Raw genomic sequence first — 20,070 nt, forward strand, 5'->3', positions numbered from 1 at the left:
CCTGATAGCGCTGCGTCATCGTTGACGTTCTTCGCGAGCAAGCTCGCTCCTACAAGGGGGAAGAGGTCACAACCAGATGGCGTCCCATAGCGGGTACTGGCCGATATGCTTGACCAGCCCTGCACGCAAGGGATTGGCCACGATATAGCGGGCCATTGCTTTCAAATCTTCCTCCCGACGCAGTGCGCGGTCGAAGTAACCTTTTTGCCATAGGGTCCCGAACGAACACCTGGCCTGGTTGATGGCACGGGCACTTCGCGACTTGGTGATTCGCATCAGCCTTGGCAAGTCGCCGTTATGCAACTCGACCAGCCAATGGAAATGGTCAGGCATGACCACCCAGGCCAGCGAAGTCGCCTCACCCTCGTCCTGAGCCTGCCTGAACTCACTGACAAGCAGGCGGCCGATGCGCCAGTCCTGAAAGACCGATTGTCGTTGATGGGTAACCGCAGTGATCAGGTAAATACGGCCCGACTCCGAACAGCGCCCGATGCGCAGCCGATGTGCACGTTGCTGGGTGGACATTCCTTCGTCCTCTTCTGTGAGTGAAAGAGAAACGGTAGGCGCAGCGACGTCAACCGGCCTCTAAACAGTGGTTCTGAATATGTCCCCCCCTGTAGGAGCGAGCTTGCTCGCGAAGAACGTCAACAATAACGCCGTACTATCAGGAGGCCCGTGTCGCCTGTTCGTTTTTCGCGAGCAAGCTCGCTCCTACATCAGATTGGTTGATCCGGGCGTGCGTCGCCACGGCGCTTTTCGCCATTCCCTCCAGCCGCCAGCGGTGTAGAATCGGCCTATTCATCGCCAGTCATCCCCCGGCGGGTTTATGAGCTCGAGGCCAAAACGCACGGCGATCCCGTAACGTTTGCGGCAACGTCCGGACACCACGGCCATTTTTCGGGTGTTCCAGACGTCCATAGAAGCTCACTCCCCTTAGCACCTGATTAGTTTTGATTAGCCGCCCGGAGGGCTCAAATGCCAGATTACCGCTCGAAAACATCCACCCACGGCCGCAACATGGCCGGCGCCCGCGCACTGTGGCGCGCCACGGGGATGAAAGATGACGACTTCAAGAAGCCGATCATCGCGATTGCCAACTCGTTCACCCAGTTCGTCCCCGGCCACGTCCACCTCAAGGACCTGGGCCAACTGGTCGCCCGCGAGATCGAACGCGCCGGCGGTGTCGCCAAAGAATTCAACACCATCGCCGTGGACGACGGCATCGCCATGGGCCATGACGGCATGCTGTATTCCCTGCCGAGCCGCGAGATCATCGCCGACTCCGTGGAGTACATGGTCAACGCCCACTGCGCCGACGCCATCGTGTGCATCTCGAACTGCGACAAGATCACCCCCGGCATGCTGATGGCCGCCCTGCGCCTGAACGTCCCGGTGATCTTCGTCTCCGGCGGCCCGATGGAAGCCGGCAAGACCAAACTCGCCTCCCACGGCCTCGACCTGGTCGATGCCATGGTCATCGCCGCCGATTCCAGCGCTTCTGACGAGAAGGTCGCGGAATACGAGCGCAGCGCCTGCCCGACCTGCGGTTCGTGCTCCGGCATGTTCACCGCCAACTCGATGAACTGCCTGGTGGAAGCCCTGGGCCTGGCCTTGCCGGGCAACGGTTCCACGCTGGCCACCCACAGCGACCGCGAGCAACTGTTCCTGCAGGCCGGCCGCACCATCGTCGAGCTGTGCAAGCGCTACTACGGCGAGAACGATGAGTCGGTGTTGCCGCGCAACATCGCCAACTTCAAGGCGTTCGAAAACGCCATGACCCTGGACATCGCCATGGGCGGTTCCACCAACACCATCCTGCACTTGCTGGCCGCGGCCCAGGAAGCCGAGATCGATTTCGACCTGCGCGACATCGACCGCCTGTCCCGTCATGTGCCGCAACTGTGCAAAGTCGCGCCGAACATCCAGAAGTACCACATGGAAGACGTGCACCGCGCCGGCGGGATCTTCTCGATCTTAGGTTCCCTGGCGCGCGGCGGCCTGCTGCACACCGACCTGCCGACCGTACACAGCAAGTCCCTCGCCGAAGGCATCGCCAAGTGGGACATCACCCAGACTGACGACGAAGCCGTACACACCTTCTTCAAGGCCGGCCCGGCGGGCATCCCGACCCAGACCGCGTTCAGCCAGTCGACCCGTTGGGACACCCTCGACGCCGACCGTGAAAACGGCTGCATCCGCAGTGTCGAGCACGCCTATTCGAAAGAAGGCGGCCTGGCCGTGCTGTACGGCAACATCGCCCTCGACGGCTGCGTGGTGAAAACCGCCGGTGTGGATGAGTCGATCCACGTGTTCGAAGGTCGCGCCAAGATCTACGAAAGCCAGGACAGCTCGGTACGCGGCATCCTCGCCGACGAAGTCAAAGAAGGCGACATCGTGATCATCCGCTACGAAGGCCCGAAAGGCGGCCCGGGTATGCAGGAGATGCTCTACCCAACGTCGTACCTGAAATCCAAAGGCCTGGGCAAAGCCTGCGCGCTGTTGACCGACGGCCGTTTCTCCGGCGGCACCTCGGGCCTGTCCATCGGCCATGCTTCGCCTGAAGCCGCTGCCGGCGGCGCGATTGGCCTGGTACAGGACGGCGACAAGGTACTGATCGACATTCCGAACCGCTCGATCAACCTGTTGATCAGCGACGAAGAACTGGCCGCGCGCCGGGTCGAGCAGGACAAGAAGGGCTGGAAGCCGGTGGAGAAGCGTCCGCGTAAAGTCACTACCGCGTTGAAGGCTTATGCGTTGCTGGCGACCAGTGCCGACAAGGGTGCCGTGCGTAACAAGGCAATGCTGGACGGGCTGTAAGGCCTAATCCTGCGCATAAAAAAGCCCCGCCCAGTGCGGGGCTTTTTGTTAAAGGTTTACTGCCCAGCCAAGCGGGTTTGCAAATAACGATAAAGCCCGGCCGCACTCTTTCGATAGCCTTGCTCGTTCAGGTGAACCAGATCGTTCTGAGCAAGGTGGTCGGCCTGCCAAGCCTCAATCGAACAGGGGCCTCCCATATACGCTTGCCAGTCCCAGAACAGAGCCCCCGCGCGTAAGGCGGCCTGCCGTTGGATCTGGATGACCCGAGACAGATTTTTCGGCTGACGCTCTTCGCACGCCATGCCGGACCGCTGCTTTATCGAGTCTGCCGGCCCGACCAACAAAAGCACGGTGGCGGGTAATGTGCGGCGCAAGAACGCGAGCTTTTCAAGCAACTCATCGTGATAACGCCTCGGATCCAGATCGTCATCGAACGCTTCGTTACCGCCATACGCCAGCACCAGCAGGTCGGGATGCAGCGCGTTCAACGTATGCTCCCATCCGGCCTGCCACGAATCGACCGAATTCAGGGTTGCACCGTTGATACCCAGTGCCGAGTAAGTCACTCCAGTCTGTTGCTGTGACTCGATATTCCAGCCGCCGAGCGCAACCCCCCGTTCACTGATGATCGCCAGGTCCAATGGCAGGGCCAGATTTTCGAGCGCCCGACTGAACCGCCATTGCCCGGAAGTCGACAACAATGGCACCGCCATGTGACGAATGCCGTCATCCGCCACCAAACCGCTGTCAACATCAGCTCGGTACAGCGCAGAAACCCGGTAGCGCATTTCATGGGGTTCTCGCACACCAATCCTGACGTGGGCGTTGGGCGCCACGGGCAACGCCAGATAACCACCGAGCGGGAATTCATCGCTGTGCTGATAACGGCTTGAAATCAGGCGCCATTGGTCACTATCAGCCGCCAGTACCACTTGATCGTAACGGGTGCCTGAGACCGGTGTAGCCGCGACGAAACCTATTCCGCCCTCACCATATTGCAGTTGGAACAAACGGCGCATTTCACCGGAAAACCAATCAGCCGCCGTATGGGAGTCGCCCAACTGCACGATATTGACGGAACTACCGTGCGAAACCTTGAGCTTGTCGGCCAACGTCACTAAACCAGAAACAGGCACTGCTTGCGGTTCTGCCGCCAAGGCCCGAATCGAGAACAGCGCACTGCATCCGCCTGACACCGCCAGCAACACCATCGAGCGACATAGCCATAGCCACATGTTGCAGTCCCCTGACCATCCCGATAGTTGACTATAGCCGTCGCTCAGCGGCACAGGCCCGATAAAAATCCGCGCCGTGCGGGGCATTTTTTTGCCTGGAGAAAACCTCCAACACACGGGGGATCAACAGGTGGGAGGGGGCTTGCTCCCGATAGCGGTGGGTCAGTCAACACTGCTATCGGGAGCAAGCCCCCTCCCACAATTACCGGCGTACACCCGTGGTTACTGGATCTCGTCAGGCTTGACGATCACCCAGTTCTTGTCCGCCGTCACCGGCAAGCCTTCCTTGGCCTGGGCGGCCGCGTGTTTGGCCATCATGCCGTTGAGCTGGGTCATGTACTTGTCTTTGCGGTTGACCCACAGGTGAATGCCGCCCTTGGCCACGTCCGCATCGTGGAACAGCATGTAGCCGTCGCTGGTCGGGGTATCGCCGCCGACGATTACCGGCTTTTTCCATTCGTCGATGTAGGTCAGGATCGCGGCGTGCTTACCGGCCATCCAGGTCGCCGGGGTCCACAGGTAGGGGGTCAATTCCAGACCGAGGTTGGCTTTTTCGTCGTATTTGCCGGCAGTGATCTGCTTGCGTGCGGTGGTCAGTTCGCCGGTCTTGCGGTCCTTGAGCAGGGTGCTCACGCCGATGACGTTCTGCGGTTTGACGTTGTAGCCGTACTTCGGATCGGCAGCGACCATGCGTACCAGCTCTTCCGACGCGGCGGTCATCACATACACCTCGATGCCGTTTTCCATGAGCTTGTTGTACAGCTCAGCCTGACCGGTGAAGACTTTCGGCGGCTGGACTTCGGAGTTCTTCACCGCGTCGCCTTCGAAATAGCTGACCGGCACTGGCTTGCCGGAGGCCATCAACTCATCGACCTGGACCTTGAGTTCCTTGAGGGTAAAACCTGCAAACACCTGGGCCACCCACGGGTAGCAGACCATGTCGTCCACTTCGCAGAGGCGATAGTAGTAACTGAACAGGCTTTCCTTATGCTCGGCGGTGTCTTTGAAGGGCATAAGCTTGAGCGACGGGTCGAGGCTGTCGCGGGTGATCAGGCCCTTGTTTTCCATGTAGGGCAGCAGGGACTCTTCGAGGTCGTAGCGGTAGCTGGTGTTGTCCATGTCGAACACCGCGAAGTTACCCTTGTTGGCGTTGGCGGCGATCATTTCGTTCAGTTGCTTGGCGGCCGGGGCCGGCCAGTGTTTCAACTCGGTGGCGGCGAACGCCTGGCCGGCGAGTGCGAGGCAGAATGCGGCGGATACCAGTAGTTTCGGCGCGAGCTTCATAGGCGTTGTCTCCCTGAGTGAAAGACATCGACGCTAACAAATCCCTGTGACAGTTTTCGCCCGGTCGCGACCGCTTGCGTTCTGATTCCGCCATTGCCATGTGCCTGAGCGCCAACTACTTATTCCAAAAACGACAGACACCATTCCATATTGGTATTAAATCAATATATATCAAGCTGTTAGGCTTCCCGGTTCGCAATCGCAGGCTCACGCGATTGGCAACACTCTCAACGGAGCTTCAATGAATCTGCCCCTGATTCTCAACTTACTGGTGTTCGTGGCCCTGTTGCTGGGCCTGGCACAAACCCGTCGAACGAACTGGAGCCTCGCCAAGAAGGTCCTGTTCGCCCTGATACTCGGCGTGGCGTTCGGTACGGCCTTGCACACCATTTACGGCGATGGCAACCCGGTCCTCAAAGCCTCTATCGGCTGGTTCGATCTGGTCGGCAACGGTTATGTGCAGTTGCTCCAAATGATCGTGATCCCGCTGGTGTTCGCTTCGATCCTCAGCGCCGTGGCACGTCTGCACAACGCCGCGTCCCTGGGCAAGATCAGCTTCCTGACCATCGGCACCCTACTGTTCACCACCGCGATTGCGGCGCTGATCGGCATCGGCCTGACCAACCTGTTCGGCCTCACCGCCGAAGGCCTGGTGGCCGGCACCCAGGAAATGGCGCGCCTGCAAGTGATCCAGAACGACTACGCGGGCAAGGTCGCCGACCTGAATATCCCGCAGTTGCTGTTGTCGTTCGTGCCGCAAAACCCGTTCGCCGACCTGGCCCGCGCCAAGCCGACCTCGATCATCAGCGTGGTGATCTTCGCCGCCTTCCTCGGCGTGGCCGCGCTGCAACTGCTCAAGGATGATGTGGAAAAGGGCCAGAAAGTGCTCAACGCCATCGACACCCTGCAAGCCTGGGTGATGCGCCTGGTGCGCCTGGTGATGAAGCTCACGCCCTACGGCGTATTGGCGCTGATGACCAAGGTGGTCGCCGGCTCCAACCTGCAAGACATCATCAAGCTCGGCAGTTTTGTCGTGGTCTCGTACCTGGCGCTGGGGCTGATGTTCCTGGTGCATGGCCTGCTGCTGTCGCTGGCCGGGATCAACCCGCTGCGCTTCTTGCGCAAGGTCTGGCCGGTGCTGACGTTCGCCTTCACCAGCCGCTCCAGCGCGGCGGCGATCCCGCTGAGTATCGAAGCGCAGACCCGCCGCCTGGGCATCCCGCACGCCATCGCCGGTTTCGCCGCCTCGTTCGGCGCGACCATCGGCCAGAACGGTTGCGCCGGTCTCTACCCGGCAATGCTGGCGGTGATGGTCGCGCCGACGGTCGGCATCAACCCGTTGGACCCGCTGTGGATCGCGACCCTGGTGGCGATTGTGACCTTGAGTTCGGCGGGCGTTGCCGGCGTGGGCGGTGGGGCGACGTTTGCCGCGCTGATCGTACTGCCGGCGATGGGCTTGCCGGTGTCACTGGTGGCGCTGCTGATTTCCGTGGAGCCGCTGATCGACATGGGCCGTACCGCGTTGAACGTGAACGGTTCGATGACAGCCGGGGCGATTACCAGCCAGATCATGCAGCAGACGGATAAAGAACGGCTGAATGCGGATGAGCATGCGGAGTTGGCGCAGGCCTGATAGACCGCTATCGGGGGCAAGCCCCCTCCCACACTTGATCGCATTCACTCGGTCAAATGTGGGAGGGGGCTTGCCCCCGATGCTTTTAGGCTTTTTCCCAGACTTCGAAGTTGTAAGCCGGCTTGTCACCTTCGGCTGGGTTCTGCAGATTGGAAACCAACTTCCACTGGTTCTCATCAAACGCCGGAAACCACGCATCCCCTTCCGGGCTCAGCGCCACCCGCGTCAGGTACAGGCGATCCGCCTGTTCCAGCCCCTGCGCATAAAGCTGCGCGCCGCCGATCAACATCAGCTCATCCACGCCCTGCTCCAGGGCCCACGCTTGCGCACGCGCCACCGCCGCTTCAAGCGACGGAAAAACTTCCGCACCTTCCAGCGCCAGGTCGGTCTGACGACTGACCACAATGTTCAAGCGCCCCGGCAGCGGTCGACCCAGGGAATCCCAGGTCTTGCGCCCCATGATGATCGGCTTGCCCAGGGTGGTGGCCTTGAAATATTTGAAATCCCCCGGCAAATGCCAGGGCATGCTGTTGTCGACGCCGATCACACGGTTTTCACCGAGGGCTGCGATCAGGCTTAGAGGGAGAGTTTTTTTCATGGCGACGAGAATACCAGAGCCACGCGAAGCGTACCCCAACCGGCTGCACAGCGGTTATGCTCCAGGCTCACTGACACAACAGGACGGCGCGTGACTGCACTGACTCCCCTGCAAACACTCTGGCTGACGGAAACCGTGCGCCTGCGCGAAGAACACGCCGGCCCGCTGGAAGATCAGCAAGCCAATCGCCTGGCCCGCACGGCCGGTGGCGACCTGCCGACGCGCATTCAACAGCGCGCCCTGCACCTGGCCGAGCGCGATGGGCTGACAACCGCCCTCATCCGCTGGCTGCAAGGTGCGCGTTTGGCCCTGATACTGCTGGCGATAGTCGCGGTGATCAGTGGTGCGGGCCTGGCCTTTGCTGCGCTGGGTAACGGCTTGACCCCGGTGAATGTGTTCTGGGCGCTGGGCAGCCTGCTCGGCTTGAACCTGATCCTGCTGATCAGTTGGGCATTGGGCCTGCTGTTTGCCGGAGAACACAGCGCCAGCCTTGGCCGGCTGTGGTTGTGGCTCAGCGAAAAATTCGCGCGTGACGCCAAAGCCGCGCAACTGGCGCCGGCGTTGCTGCTGCTATTGCAGCGCCAGAAGCTCAATCGCTGGGCCGTCGGGGTGCTGGTCAACAGCCTGTGGTTACTCGCGTTGCTCAGCGCGCTGGCGATCCTGCTGACGCTGCTCGCCACCCGGCGCTACGGTTTTGTGTGGGAAACCACCATCCTCGGCGCCGACACCTTCGTCGCCGTGACCCAAGCCCTCGGCGCCCTGCCCGCCCTGCTTGGTTTCAACGTCCCCACGGTGGAGATGATCCGCGCCAGCGGCGATTCCGCCCTGAACATCGACAGCGCCCGCCAGGCCTGGGCCGCCTGGCTGGTGGGCGTGTTGCTGGTCTACGGCCTGTTGCCGCGGTTGATTCTCGCCCTGCTGTGCCTGTGGCGCTGGAAACGCGGACGCGCCGCCCTGCGCCTGGACCTCAACCTGCCCGGCTACAGCCAACTGCGCGAACGCCTGATGCCGAGCAGCGAACGGCTTGGGGTCAACGATGCGGCACCGGAGCAGTTGCACGCCGTCAGCGGCGGCGTCAGCGAACTGCACAGCGACGGCGCTCTGGTGGTCGCCATCGAACTCGACGACCAGCACCCGTGGCCGCCGAAGCTGCCGGGCAACGTGCAGAACGCCGGCATCCTCGACAGCCGCGAATCACGCCACAAACTGCTGGAACAACTGACCCGCTTCCCGCCCGCGCGCCTGGCCATCGCCTGCGACCCGCGCCGCTCGCCCGACCGGGGCAGCCTGGCGCTGATCGCCGAACTGGCGCGCAGCGCCAGCGCCACCCGCGTGTGGCTGCTGCAAGCGCCACCCGGCCAGGCGCTGGACGCCGAGCGCCTGGGCGATTGGCACGCGGCGCTGCAACAACTGGAACTGCCCTTCGCCGATTGCGCGCCGTTGAACTGGCTGGAGAGCGGCCATGACTAAACCCCTGAAACTCGCCGTGGTCGGCCACACCAATGTCGGCAAGACCTCGCTGCTGCGCACCCTGACCCGCGATGTCGGTTTCGGCGAAGTCTCCCATCGCCCCAGCACCACGCGGCATGTCGAAGGCGCGCGCTTGTCGGTCGAGGGCGAAGCCCTGCTGGAACTCTACGACACCCCCGGCCTGGAAGACGCCATCGCCCTGCTCGACTATCTGGAACGCCTCGATCGCCCCGGCGAACGCCTCGACGGCCCGGCACGCCTGGCGCGTTTCCTGGAAGGCAGCGAAGCCCGTCAGCGTTTCGAACAGGAAGCCAAGGTGCTGCGCCAACTGCTGGCCTCCGACGCCGGCCTGTATGTGATCGACGCCCGCGAGCCGGTGCTGGCCAAGTACCGCGACGAACTGCAAGTGCTGGCCAGTTGCGGCAAACCGTTATTGCCCGTGCTCAACTTCGTCAGCAGCAACGATCATCGCGAACCGGACTGGCGCGAAGCCCTGGCCCGCCTCGGCCTGCACGCACTGGTGCGGTTCGACAGCGTCGCGCCGCCGGAAGACGGCGAACGCCGCCTGTATGAAAGCCTCGCCCTGCTACTGGAAAACGCCCGGCCCCAACTGGAACGGCTGATCCTCGACCAGCACGCCCAACGCCAGGCCCGCCAGCAAAGTGCCGCGCGGCTGATCGCCGAACTGCTGATCGACTGCGCCGCGTGCCGGCGCAGCGTGGTCACTGAAGAGGAACCGCAAGCCATCGGCGATTTGCGCAAGGCTGTGCGCCAGCGCGAGCAGCGTTGCGTGGAAGCCTTGCTCAAGCTGTTCGGCTTCCGCCCGCAGGACGCCGCCGCCAGCGACTTGCCGCTGCTCGACGGGCGCTGGGGCGATGACCTGTTCAACCCGGAAACCCTCAAGCAACTCGGCGTGCGCGTCGGCGGCGGGATTGCCGCCGGCGCGGCCGCCGGTGCCGGGGTCGACCTGCTGGTGGGTGGGTTGACCCTTGGCGCCGCCGCGCTGGCGGGCGCCATTGCCGGTGGCGCGCTGCAAACCGCGCGCAGCTATGGCGGGCGCCTGCTGGGCAAAATCAAGGGCCAGCGCGAGCTGACCGTCGACGACAGCGTGCTGCGCCTGCTGGCCCTGCGCCAACGCCAATTGCTCAAGGCCCTGAACCTGCGCGGTCATGCGGCGATGCACAGCATCAAGGTCGACACGCCGCAGGACAAGACCTGGCGCGAAGGCAAACTGCCCGATGCCCTGCACAAGGCCCGCGCCCACCCGCAGTGGTCGTCCCTCAACCCCCACGCCAAATTGAGCCAGGCCGAGCGCCAGGAGCAGGTCGAAGCCCTGGCCGCCCGGCTCGATGAAGCGTGACCGCGCTTATTAGTGTGCGTACCACTCAAAGCCCAGAAAGGTCGTACACAACGTGCGGATCAGCTCTTTATCGGCCTTGTCCGCAATACCGTCGCGGTCGATGTCACTGTTGGTAAACGATTCCAGCACCCCGTCGCCATCGCCGTCATAGGCGGCGGCCTTGTAGATCAGCGAGCCCTTGCACTGCGGCGCCGTGCGTTCTTGGAATTCCAGCTTGACCGCGTTGGGCGTGCCGGCCTTGGCGTAATGATCGACGTACAGCGTCAACGTGCGCTGCCAGTGGCTGCGCCGATTGAACCAGTTCAATTTCAAAAAGCAGTCGGCGAAAGTGTCCACCCGCTGTTTTTCCAGCCGACAAGGGCGGGTGACCGGGTTCAGATCGTCCGCCCATTGCAGGTCGACCCGGCCGTCCGCGCTCATGTCCACGGCGAAGATCTCGTGGATCAGTTCATCGGGACAGCCAGCCTGCTGCTCATAGAAGTGCAGGATGACTGTGTCCGCCCGACCGTTGCCGCTCATGTCCTGGGCCGTCACTTTTAAGTAGCGCATCAGCGTTGCTCCTTGGATTGAAGAAGCAAGCCACCTTAGTGATCCGACCTCAGGGGCTCTAGGCGGCGCATCTGCGTTTGGCGTAAGGCCAATCTACGCAACCAGTAGCCGCGCGGCCTTGGCCTTGAGTACCTGCAGATCGAGCACCGGCACCTGCGCTTGCTTGGCCTGTTCGTCCCAGTGGCGCAGACGCAGGCTGATGGCGTAGAGCGGGTCTTGCTCGAACGCCCGCGCTTCGTCAGGCGTCATTGCCCCGCCTTGATACGCCAGCGTGCGGCGGCTGGCTTCGCTCAACCGGGCGTAGTAGTCCGGCTGGCTGAAGGTCAGGTAGCGCTTGGCTTCGACGTGATATTCCACCAGCCGCGCCAGGCGCTCGCTGAAACCGACGCGGCGCAGGTAATCGGCGCCCAGCCGCTCATGGCTGACCACGCCATAGCCGCCCATGTTCGCACCGCCCTGGCCGCAAAGATGGCCGATATCGTGGAAAAACGCGGCCAGCACCACTTCATCGTCGAAGCCTTCGGCCATGGCCCACTGCGCGGCCTGGGACATGTGTTCGAGCTGCGACACCGCCTCGCCGATGTAATCCGCCGTGCCGTGTTGCTCGTACAGGCCGAAAACCTCGGCAATCACCTGCTGCGGATTCATCATGCCGCCCCCCACAGTGCGCTGATATTGCGTTCGCCCAGCGCCGGCCCCACGCTCATGCCCACGCCGGTATGCATCAACGCGGCGCTGACGCCGGGCGCCACGCGCAGGAACGAGAACGGCACCCGCCCGCGTGCGCCGTAGACGCCCTGCCAACGCTCGACCACCTGGACCTTGCAACCCAGGGTCTGCTCGGCCAGTTCGAGCATCCAGTCATCGACCTGCTCGGCATTGAACGGCGATGCATCGCGGCCGTAGTCGTGGGAGTCGCCGATGATCAGTTCGCCATGGGGCGTCGGGCTGATCAGCAAGTGAATCCCGTGCTCATGCAGGTACGGCGCCTCGCGCAGGATCTGCGCCTGCACCGCCGCCGCTTCCGGCAGGTCGGCAAACGCGCCGTAATGCACGCAACTGAGGCCGGTGAGCAAGGCGTGTTGCAGGTTCAGGTTGACCGCCGGCCGCGCGCGCAGCATTTGCAGGCGGCAGATATGCGGGTCGAGTTCGGCAATCGCTTCGGCCAGCAGGGTTTGGTAGTCGTGGCCCGAGCAGACCACGATCTGCGCGCCACGAAAACTGCCCGCCGTGCTGTGCAACTGACCCGGCTCGACGTCGCGCACCAGGGTCGAAAAGTGAAACTCCACCTGCAGTTCCTCGCGCAGGTAATCGATCAGCGCCGGGATCGCCTCGCGCGAATACAGCTGCTGATCGTCCTTGCCGTGCAACGCTGCGCGGTGATGACGGAATTGGCCGCCGTACAGATCCCGCAACGCCGCGCCCTGCAGCAGTTCGACGTTATAGCCATACGCCTGGGCGCGGCCGGCGCAGAAGGCTTCCAGCAGGTGTTCTTCGGCTTCGCTGCGGGCGAACAGATACGAGCCGTTGCGCTTGAGCTGCAAGCCGGCCAGCCGCGCCCATTCGCCCCAGATATCGCGGCTTTGCCGCGCCAGGTCGAGCATCGGGCCTGGCGGTTGGCCGGTGACCAGGGCCTGGCCGAAGTTGCGCACCGAGGCGCCCAACGGCGTGGCGCTGCGCTCGAACACCTTGACCTTGAGCCCGCGCTTGGCTGCTGCGTAGGCGTGGGACAGGCCGAGGATGCCGGCGCCGATGATCAATAAATCTGTCATGACATACGTAACCCTCTGTAGGAGCGAGCTTGCTCGCGAAGCACGTCAACGATAACGCAGCGCTATCAGGTAGCCCGCGTCGTCTATGGGTTCTTCGCGAGCAAGCTCGCTCCTACAGGTAGAGGTGAAATTTATTGTTTTTCCGACTTGCCGTCATAGCGCTTACGCCATTCAGTCAGAATGCTGTCGCGGTTTTTCGAGGCCCAGGTGAAGTCGTTCTTGATCAGCCGCTGCTCGTAGTCCGCCGGCAATTCGGTCTGCGGCTTGGCGATGCCCGGCTGGGCGAGCACGGCGAAGTTGTCCTTGTACAGGTCCATCGCCGCGGTGCTGGCGGAGAAGTCGGCGAGTTTCTTCGCCGCGTCGGCGTGGGCGCTGCCTTTGATCACCGCCGTCGCTTCGATGTCCCAGCCCAGGCCTTCTTTTGGCAGGATGATGTCCAGCGGCGCGCCCTGGCGCTTCAACTGCACGGCCGGGTATTCGAAGGAAATACCGATCGGGAATTCACCCGAAGCCGCCAGCTTGCACGGCTTGGAACCGGAGTGGACGTACTGGCCGATGTTCTGGTGCAGGTCGTCCATGTACTGCCAGCCCTGCTTCTCGCCGAAGGTCTGCAGCCAGGCGCTCACATCCAGGAAACCGGTGCCCGAGGACGCCGGGTTGGGCATCACGATCTTGCCCTTGTACTCAGGCTTGGTCAGGTCTTGCCAGCTCACCGGTTTGCTCAGGCCCTGCTTCTCGGCTTCGACGGTGTTGAAGCAGATCGTCGCGGCCCAGACGTCCATGCCGACCCACGCAGGCGGGTTGGCGGCGTCACGGTAGTGTTTGCCGATCTTGTCCAGGCCCTTGGGCGCGTAACTTTCGAGCATGCCTTGCTGGTCGAGGATCGCCAGGCTCGACGCGGCCAGGCCCCAGACCACATCGGCTTGCGGGCGGTCTTTTTCCGCGAGCAGCTTGGCGGTGATGATGCCGGTGGAGTCACGCACCCATTTGATTTCGATGTCGGGGTTGGCCTGCTCGAAGGCCTGTTTATAGGTCTTCAATTGCTCGGCTTCGAGGGCCGTGTACACGGTCAATTCAGTCTTGGCGAAGGCATTCAGGCTGAATGCAGTGAGTACGGCAGCGACCAACGCGAGGGGCTTGAACATGGCATACCTCCTTCAGGGTTATTGGCCCGGCGCGGTCTGGCGCCAGGCTTGGGAGCGGCGCAACGCGCCACGTGAGGCCCACGCCAGCAGCAGCGAGACGCCGGCCGAAGTGAACAGAATCAAAGTGGACATGGCCGCCGCGCCGCCTACATTGCCGGCGTCGTCCATGTTCAACACGGCGACGGCGGCGAGGATGGTGTCGGGGCTGTAGAGGAAGATCGCCGCCGAGACAGTGGTCATCGCCGACACAAACAGGTAGCGCACGATGTCCAGCAGCGCCGGCAGGCAGATCGGCACGGTGACGCGCAGGTAGTGGCGGTACAGCGGCGCCTTGAGCGACAGCGCGGCGGCTTCGAACTCGGCATCGAGCTGGCGCAGCGCGGTGGTGGCGGTCATCTGCGCGGTGGTCAAATAATGAGCGATGGTACACACCACCAGCAGCGTCATGGTGCCGTAGAACACATGCAGCGGGTTGCCGCTGAGGTTGAAGAAGAAGACGTAGCCCAGGCCCAGCACCAGGCCCGGCACGGCCATCGGCACGAAGCTGAGCATGCGCAGCGCCAGGTTGAGGCCCTTCTGGCCCTGGGTTTTTTCCATCAGGTAGGCGCCGGTGAAGATCAGCACGCTGCCGATCAACGCCGTACACAGCGCCAGGGTCAGGCTGTTGCGGTACGCCAGCCAGCCGCCGCCGGCTGTGTCTTCGAACTGGTAGTGGTTGAGCGACAGCGACAGGTTGTAGGGCCAGAACTTCACCAGCGACGAGTACACCGCCATGCCGAACACCAGCAGCAACACCGCGCAGATCAGCAGCACGATGGCCAGGTAACAGGCATCGCGCCGCCGCGACGGGGCCGGCTGGAACACTTGGGCACGGCCGCCCATGGCATCACCCTGGCGCCGACGCAGCCAGGTATCGACGCCAAAGCTGAACAGCGCCGGCAGCAGCAACACCATGCCGATCAACGCCCCGCGCCCGAACTGTTGCTGGCCGACCACGGCCTTGTAGGCTTCCAGCGCCAGCACCTGATAATCGCCGCCGACCACCACCGGTACGCCGAAGTCGGTGATGGTCAGGGTGAACACCAGGCAAAACGCGGCGAACACCGCCTGGCGCGTGGCAGGCCAAGTGATGCTGCGAAATGCCCGGGCCGGGCTGGCACCCATGCTCGAGGCGGCATCGAACAAGCGCGCATCCGCCAGGGAAAGCGCCGACAACAGGATCATCAAGGCGTGTGGGAAGGTGTAGATCACCTCACCGAGGACAATGCCCCAGAAGCCGTAGATATTCTCCGACAACAAACCGCGCAGCAGGCCCTGGTTGCCGAACAGATAGACCAACGCGATCCCCGGCAGCATTGACGGCGCCATCAACGGCAGCAGCGACAACCCGCGCCAGAGCGCCTTGGCCGGGATCAGTGTGCGTTGCAGCGCGTAGGCAAACAGATACGCCAGCGGTACGACAATGACCGCCACGCTGAGGGAGACTTTCAGGCTATTCCCAAGCAGCCAGTGGAAGTTGGCGCTGCTGACCAGTTCCCGTGCCGCCACCAGCCCGCCGCCCTGCCCGGCTTCGCTGCTGAAGCCGCGCCAGAAGATCGCCAGCAGCGGCAACAACACCGCGATACCCAGCAGGCACAGCCATAGCCATTTGCCGCCCAGCACGAAAAGGCGGTCGCCCAACTCGGCGCGGGACACCCGGCGTGCAATGGGCAGCGTCATCAGCGCACCCATGTCAGGCAAACACCTGCAGGCTGCGCGGCGGCAACGCGACCCAGATGTCCTGGGCCCCCAGGCGCGGCATGGCTTCCGGAGCCAGTTCGGCCAGCAGCGGATGACCGGGCAGTTGCGCCAGTTCAAAGCTCATGCGGCAACGGTTGCCGAGGAAGGTGATCTCGCGGACCTTGGCCGCAAACAGGTTCTCTTCATGCACCAGCGGGTTGACGCTGATCGCCTCCGGGCGGCAGAACAGGCGCCCGGAGGTGGCCGCGCCAGCATCATCGGCCAGGCGCATGTGCATCCCGCCGACCTGGGCGTGGCTCGCGCTGCTGCGGCTGAACGGCAGCCAATTGCCCTGGCCGACGAACTCCGCCACGAACGGTGTGGCCGGGCGGTCGTAGATCTCTTGGGGCGTGGCGTATTGCTCGACCTTACCGTTGTTCATCACGGCAATGCGGTCGGCCATCAACATGGCTTCGTCCTGATTGTGGGTGACCATCAGCGTGGTGACGCCCAGGCGCCGTTGCAGTAGGCGCAGTTCGGTACACAGGTGCTCACGGACGCGGGCGTCGAGGGCCGACATCGGCTCATCAAGCAGCAACAGCGAGGGTGCCGGTGCCAAGGCGCGGGCCAGGGCGACCCGTTGTTGCTGGCCGCCGGAGAGTTGGCCGGGGTATTTCTTTTCGCTGCCGAGCAGGCCGACCAGTTCGAGCATCTGACCGACACGCTTGCGCACTTCATCGCGACCGCTGCCGGTGAGGCCGTAGCCGATATTCGCTTCAACGCTGAGGTTGGGGAACAGCGCGTAGGACTGGAACAAAATGCCGTAGTCCCGCGCCTGCGGCGGCAGCAGGGAAACATCCCGCTCACCCAGATAAAGCTCCCCACTGTCCTGGCGCTCGAGGCCGGCGATGCAGCGCAGCAGCGTGGTCTTGCCACAACCGGACGGGCCCAGCAGGCACACCAGCTCGCCGGCGGCGACGTCCAGGGACACGTTGTCCAGCGCGGTAAAGGCGCCGAAGCGTTTCTGGATACCGCGCACCTTCATTGGCGCGCCGGGTTGGGTCAGGGCTGTGTTCATGGAGGCACCTCATCAAACAGATGAGGGCCATGCTAGGCAGGCAATGCGTCCCTGATGTGGCAGAAAGGCAAAACGTGGCGATAGTGGTATTGGTGGATTTGGGTAGGGGGGGTGCCAGGTCTGGCGCTATCGGGGGCAAGCCCCCTCCCACATTTTGACCGCATTCTCATGTTGGAACTCGGTCAAGTGTGGGAGGGGGCTTGCCCCGATAGCGCCCTCAAGGTCACCACCGGATTTCAGATCGGCGACATTTCCTGCGCCAACCCGAGAAAAGCAGCTGGCAGGCGAGCGCCTTTTCTTTCCTTGAGGCAGTAGAGGTACTCAGCGATCTGCGGCGCGTTCTCGATGGTCAGCACCCGCAGTTGCGGGTCATGGGGCACTTCCTGGCGGGCGATGATGCTGATGCCGATATTGCGCAGCACCGCTTCACGAATCGACTCGCGGCTGCCGATTTCCAGCAGCGGCCCGTAACTCACGCCGGCGCCCTGCAGCAGCTGTTCCGTCAGGCGTCGCGTGGTGGAGCCGGCTTCACGCATCAACAGCGTATGCCCGGCCAGCGCGGTCAACGGCACATGATCGAGCGTCGCCAACGGGTGGTTGCGATGCACCGCCAGCACCAGCGGATCGGTGCCCAGCACGCGGCGAATCAGGCGCGGGTCTTCCAGCAGTTGCGAGGACGCGGCGACGTCGACGCGGTAATCATCCAGGGCTTCGAGCACCTGTTGGGAGTTGCCGATTTCCACCGACACGTCCACCTGGGGCAAACGCTCGCGGAAGGCTTTGACCAGGTCGAGGATGTAATACGGCGCCGTCGCGGCAATCCGCAATGCGCCCTGGACCTGGCCACTGTTACGCAGGAAAAACTCGATATCCGCTTCCTGCTGCAACAGCGTCTTGACCATCGGCAGCAGGCGCGCGCCTTCGTCGCTGACCGTCAGGCGGCGGCCCCCGCGATAGAACAGCTCGACGCCGTACTGACTTTCCAGGTTGCGGATCTGCGTGGTGACGGTGGGCTGGCTCAGGCCGAGTTTTTTCGCCGCCTGGGTGATGCTGCCCAGGCGGGCGACCATAAAAAACGCCTTCAACTCGGCACTCAGCACACCACCCTCACATCATTTATTTGCGCAGCAGGCGCAGGCCATTGAACACCACCAGCAGGCTTACGCCCATGTCGGCGAACACCGCCATCCACATGGTGGCCATGCCCAGGAAGGTGACCGCGAGGAAGACTGCCTTGATCACCAGCGCCAGGGCGATGTTCTGCTTGAGGATACTCGAGGTTTGCCGCGACAACCGAATGAAAGCCGGAATCTTGCGCAAATCATCGTCCATCAAGGCCACGTCGGCAGTTTCGATGGCAGTGTCGGTGCCTGCCGCGGCCATGGCAAAACCGATCTCGGCGCGGGCCAACGCCGGGGCGTCGTTGATGCCGTCGCCGACCATGCCCACGCGCCGGCCTTGGCCGTAAAGGGCTTCGATGGCTAGCAGTTTGTCGGTGGGCAACAGGTCGCCCTGGGCCTGGTCGATGCCAACCTGGGCCGCAATCGCCTGGGCAGTGTGGGTGTTATCGCCGGTGAGCATCAGGGTTTTGATGCCCAGCTCGTGCAACTGCTGGATCGCTTCGCGGCTGCTGTCCTTGACCGTGTCGGCCACGGCGAACAGCGCCAGCGGGCCGGATTTGTCGAGCAGCAGCACCACGGATTTGCCTTGTTTCTCCAGGGCGAAGAGTTTGTCTTCCAGCGCGGGCGAGCACAGGCCGAGTTCTTCCACCAGGCGGTGGTTGCCCAGGTGGTAGGTTGCGCCGTTGATATCACCGCGCACACCGCGACCGGTCAGGGCAGTGAAGTTATCCACAGCATGGCGCGGCAGGTTTTTATCCACAGCCGCGTTGGCGATGGCCAGCGATACCGGGTGGTCGGAACGCCCGGCGAGGGCGGCGGCCAACGCCGGCGCACTGTCTTCGACATTCGGGAACAGTGCCAGGTAGTCGGTTTGCACCGGTTTGCCGTGGGTGATAGTGCCGGTCTTGTCGAGGGCCAGGTAGTCGAGCTTGTAACCGCCCTCCAGGTACACGCCGCCCTTGATCAGGATGCCTTTGCGCGCCGCTGCGGCCAGGCCGCTGACGATGGTCACCGGGGTGGAGATCACCAAGGCGCACGGGCATGCGACCACCAGCAGCACCAGGGCGCGGTAGATCCAGTCGAACCAGACGCCAGCCATGAACAGCGGCGGGATCAGCGCCACGCCCAGGGCAAACAGGAACACCGCCGGGGTGTAGATCTTCGCAAAACGGTCGACAAAACGCTGGGTCGGCGCGCGGGCGCCCTGAGCCTGTTCCACGGCGTGGATGATCCGCGCCAGGGTCGAGTTGCTGGCGGCCGCCGTGACTGCGTATTCCAGGGAACCGGCCTGGTTGATGGTGCCGGCGAAGACTTTATCGCCCACGGTTTTTTCAATCGGCAGGCTTTCGCCGGTGATCGGCGCCTGGTCGATGGTCGACTGGCCGGCGGTGACTTCGCCGTCCAGGCCGATGCGCTCGCCGGGGCGAACCCGCACGATGGCGCCCAATTCCACACTGTTCACTTCCCGTTCGGCCCAACTGCCGTCGGCCTGGCGCACCGTGGCCCGTTCCGGGGTCATCTGCATCAAGCCGCTGATGGCATTGCGCGCGCGGTCGAGGGACTTGGCTTCGATCAATTCGGCCACGGTGAACAGGAACATCACCATCGCCGCTTCCGGCCATTGGCCGATCAGGATCGCGCCGGTCACGGCGATGCTCATCAGCGCGTTGATGTTCAGGTTGAGGTTTTTCAGGGCAATCCAGCCCTTTTTATAGGTGGTCAGGCCGCCGCTGAGGATCGAGACCAGCGCCACCAGGGCGATCACCCAGGTCGGGGCCGCGTTGGTGAAGTGGATCACTTCGGCCGCCAGGGCGCCGACGCCGGACAACGCCAACGGCCACCAGTGTTTCTTCGCCGGCGGTGCGGCAGCCGGGGTGCCCTCTTCGATCGGATCGGCCTGCATGCCCAGGGACTTGATGGCGTCGATGATCGGCGCGGTGCTCGGCAGGTCATGGGTGACACCGAGGATGCGGTTGATCAGGTTGAATTCCAGCTGCTGCACACCGGCAAGCTTGCCCAGTTTGTTCTGGATCAGGGTCTGCTCGGTGGGGCAGTCCATGGCTTCGATGCGGAAGGTGCTCAGGCGCGAATCGGCGCTGGGCGCGGCGCTCAGTTGCACCAACGCCGGGGCTGGCGTGCCGGAGCAGCAGGCACCGGCGTGGCCGTGGTCATGCACCGGTGTCAGTTTTTTCGGCGCATGAGCGTGGTCATGCGCGTGATCGTGCGTGTGCGGGGTGTGATGGGAGTCGCTCATCTGGTCGCGTCCGTAAGGTGCCTGTTGCCAAGTAA

General features: G+C 63.2%; 15 protein-coding genes and 1 pseudogene. 4 read left to right on the forward strand and 12 right to left on the reverse strand.

From position 1 onward, the window contains the following. Window positions 1-66 precede the first annotated feature (66 nt). Window positions 67-525 (reverse strand): REP-associated tyrosine transposase, encoded by a 459-nt coding sequence (locus tag LQ249_RS29550; protein WP_046381744.1) that lies wholly within the window; start codon window positions 523-525, stop codon window positions 67-69. 450 nt (window positions 526-975) lie between these two features. Between LQ249_RS29550 and ilvD the strand changes: the two genes are divergently transcribed. Then, complete coding sequence (gene ilvD, locus LQ249_RS29555; protein ID WP_057003962.1) at window positions 976-2,817, forward strand: dihydroxy-acid dehydratase; 1,842 nt, start codon at window positions 976-978, stop codon at window positions 2,815-2,817. A gap of 56 nt (window positions 2,818-2,873) precedes the next feature. On the opposite strand, the gene LQ249_RS29560 is transcribed toward ilvD, so the two are convergent. Both LQ249_RS29560 and LQ249_RS29565 read right to left on the reverse strand, forming a co-directional pair. Continuing rightward, window positions 2,874-4,052 carry a GDSL-type esterase/lipase family protein gene (locus LQ249_RS29560; RefSeq protein ID WP_232566081.1) on the reverse strand — a complete coding sequence of 393 codons (1,179 nt, stop codon included), beginning with the start codon at window positions 4,050-4,052 and terminating at the stop codon, window positions 2,874-2,876. A gap of 222 nt (window positions 4,053-4,274) precedes the next feature. After that, window positions 4,275-5,336, reverse strand: a complete 1,062-nt coding sequence (locus LQ249_RS29565) for a haloacid dehalogenase-like hydrolase (RefSeq protein WP_232566082.1) — start codon at window positions 5,334-5,336, stop codon at window positions 4,275-4,277. Between the two features lie 241 nt (window positions 5,337-5,577). On the opposite strand from LQ249_RS29565, the gene LQ249_RS29570 reads away from it, so the two are divergent. Further along, complete coding sequence (locus LQ249_RS29570; RefSeq protein WP_169881778.1) at window positions 5,578-6,969, forward strand: L-cystine transporter; 1,392 nt, start codon at window positions 5,578-5,580, stop codon at window positions 6,967-6,969. An 85-nt stretch (window positions 6,970-7,054) separates the two neighbouring features. Here the strand turns inward: LQ249_RS29570 and LQ249_RS29575 are convergent, their stop codons facing one another. Then, window positions 7,055-7,567: a dihydrofolate reductase gene (locus LQ249_RS29575; RefSeq protein WP_046381740.1), complete on the reverse strand. Its 513-nt coding sequence runs from the start codon at window positions 7,565-7,567 to the stop codon at window positions 7,055-7,057. A gap of 90 nt (window positions 7,568-7,657) precedes the next feature. On the opposite strand from LQ249_RS29575, the gene LQ249_RS29580 reads away from it, so the two are divergent. Next, on the forward strand, window positions 7,658-9,037 hold the full coding sequence (locus LQ249_RS29580; protein ID WP_057003964.1) for a DUF2868 domain-containing protein: 1,380 nt from the start codon (window positions 7,658-7,660) through the stop codon (window positions 9,035-9,037). Then, a complete protein-coding gene (locus LQ249_RS29585) occupies window positions 9,030-10,397 on the forward strand; it encodes a DUF3482 domain-containing protein (RefSeq protein ID WP_017845042.1) in 1,368 nt (455 codons plus the stop codon). Before LQ249_RS29580 ends, LQ249_RS29585 begins: the two co-directional genes overlap by 8 nt. 9 nt (window positions 10,398-10,406) lie before the next feature. Here LQ249_RS29585 and LQ249_RS29590 read toward each other — a convergent pair whose 3' ends face one another. From LQ249_RS29590 to LQ249_RS29625, 8 genes and pseudogenes are all read right to left on the reverse strand, one after another. After that, a complete protein-coding gene (locus LQ249_RS29590) occupies window positions 10,407-10,946 on the reverse strand; it encodes a hypothetical protein (protein ID WP_057003965.1) in 540 nt (179 codons plus the stop codon). 93 nt (window positions 10,947-11,039) lie between these two features. After that, entirely contained in the window at window positions 11,040-11,594 is a 555-nt protein-coding gene (locus tag LQ249_RS29595; RefSeq protein WP_026139794.1) for a phosphonate degradation HD-domain oxygenase, read from the reverse strand. After that, a pseudogene (locus tag LQ249_RS29600) lies at window positions 11,594-12,724 on the reverse strand (TIGR03364 family FAD-dependent oxidoreductase); the annotation flags it as partial. The pseudogene LQ249_RS29600 and the gene LQ249_RS29595, both read right to left, overlap by 1 nt. A gap of 125 nt (window positions 12,725-12,849) precedes the next feature. Further along, window positions 12,850-13,863: a putative 2-aminoethylphosphonate ABC transporter substrate-binding protein gene (locus LQ249_RS29605; RefSeq protein WP_046381735.1), complete on the reverse strand. Its 1,014-nt coding sequence runs from the start codon at window positions 13,861-13,863 to the stop codon at window positions 12,850-12,852. Between the two features lie 18 nt (window positions 13,864-13,881). After that, window positions 13,882-15,594, reverse strand: coding sequence for a putative 2-aminoethylphosphonate ABC transporter permease subunit (locus LQ249_RS29610; protein WP_046381734.1), 1,713 nt, complete (start codon window positions 15,592-15,594; stop codon window positions 13,882-13,884). Window position 15,595: 1 nt separating this feature from the next. Then, the gene (locus LQ249_RS29615) at window positions 15,596-16,660 is read right to left on the reverse strand and encodes a putative 2-aminoethylphosphonate ABC transporter ATP-binding protein (RefSeq protein WP_193039773.1); all 1,065 of its coding nucleotides are present in this window, start codon (window positions 16,658-16,660) and stop codon (window positions 15,596-15,598) included. Window positions 16,661-16,896: 236 nt separating this feature from the next. Beyond that, window positions 16,897-17,760 (reverse strand): LysR family transcriptional regulator, encoded by an 864-nt coding sequence (locus LQ249_RS29620; RefSeq protein WP_057003967.1) that lies wholly within the window; start codon window positions 17,758-17,760, stop codon window positions 16,897-16,899. A 16-nt stretch (window positions 17,761-17,776) separates the two neighbouring features. Further along, complete coding sequence (locus LQ249_RS29625; RefSeq protein ID WP_198864257.1) at window positions 17,777-20,035, reverse strand: heavy metal translocating P-type ATPase; 2,259 nt, start codon at window positions 20,033-20,035, stop codon at window positions 17,777-17,779. Between the last annotated feature and the right edge of the window lie 35 nt (window positions 20,036-20,070).

This window comes from Pseudomonas sp. 7-41, from assembly GCF_021233075.1.
GTDB lineage: Bacteria > Pseudomonadota > Gammaproteobacteria > Pseudomonadales > Pseudomonadaceae > Aquipseudomonas > Aquipseudomonas veronii.

Excerpts from the sequence above, each read along its gene's own strand:
- LQ249_RS29615 (WP_193039773.1), bottom strand. The coding sequence starts at position 16,660 with ATGAACACAGCCCTGACCCAACCCGGCGCGCCAATGAAGGTGCGCGGT.
- LQ249_RS29565 (WP_232566082.1), bottom strand. The coding sequence starts at position 5,336 with ATGAAGCTCGCGCCGAAACTACTGGTATCCGCCGCATTCTGCCTCGCA.
- LQ249_RS29550 (WP_046381744.1), bottom strand. The coding sequence starts at position 525 with ATGTCCACCCAGCAACGTGCACATCGGCTGCGCATCGGGCGCTGTTCG.
- LQ249_RS29590 (WP_057003965.1), bottom strand. The coding sequence starts at position 10,946 with ATGCGCTACTTAAAAGTGACGGCCCAGGACATGAGCGGCAACGGTCGG.
- LQ249_RS29585 (WP_017845042.1), top strand. The coding sequence starts at position 9,030 with ATGACTAAACCCCTGAAACTCGCCGTGGTCGGCCACACCAATGTCGGC.
- LQ249_RS29560 (WP_232566081.1), bottom strand. The coding sequence starts at position 4,052 with ATGTGGCTATGGCTATGTCGCTCGATGGTGTTGCTGGCGGTGTCAGGC.
- LQ249_RS29595 (WP_026139794.1), bottom strand. The coding sequence starts at position 11,594 with ATGAATCCGCAGCAGGTGATTGCCGAGGTTTTCGGCCTGTACGAGCAA.
- LQ249_RS29610 (WP_046381734.1), bottom strand. The coding sequence starts at position 15,594 with ATGGGTGCGCTGATGACGCTGCCCATTGCACGCCGGGTGTCCCGCGCC.
- ilvD (WP_057003962.1), top strand. The coding sequence starts at position 976 with ATGCCAGATTACCGCTCGAAAACATCCACCCACGGCCGCAACATGGCC.
- LQ249_RS29625 (WP_198864257.1), bottom strand. The coding sequence starts at position 20,035 with ATGAGCGACTCCCATCACACCCCGCACACGCACGATCACGCGCATGAC.
- LQ249_RS29570 (WP_169881778.1), top strand. The coding sequence starts at position 5,578 with ATGAATCTGCCCCTGATTCTCAACTTACTGGTGTTCGTGGCCCTGTTG.
- LQ249_RS29575 (WP_046381740.1), bottom strand. The coding sequence starts at position 7,567 with ATGAAAAAAACTCTCCCTCTAAGCCTGATCGCAGCCCTCGGTGAAAAC.
- LQ249_RS29605 (WP_046381735.1), bottom strand. The coding sequence starts at position 13,863 with ATGTTCAAGCCCCTCGCGTTGGTCGCTGCCGTACTCACTGCATTCAGC.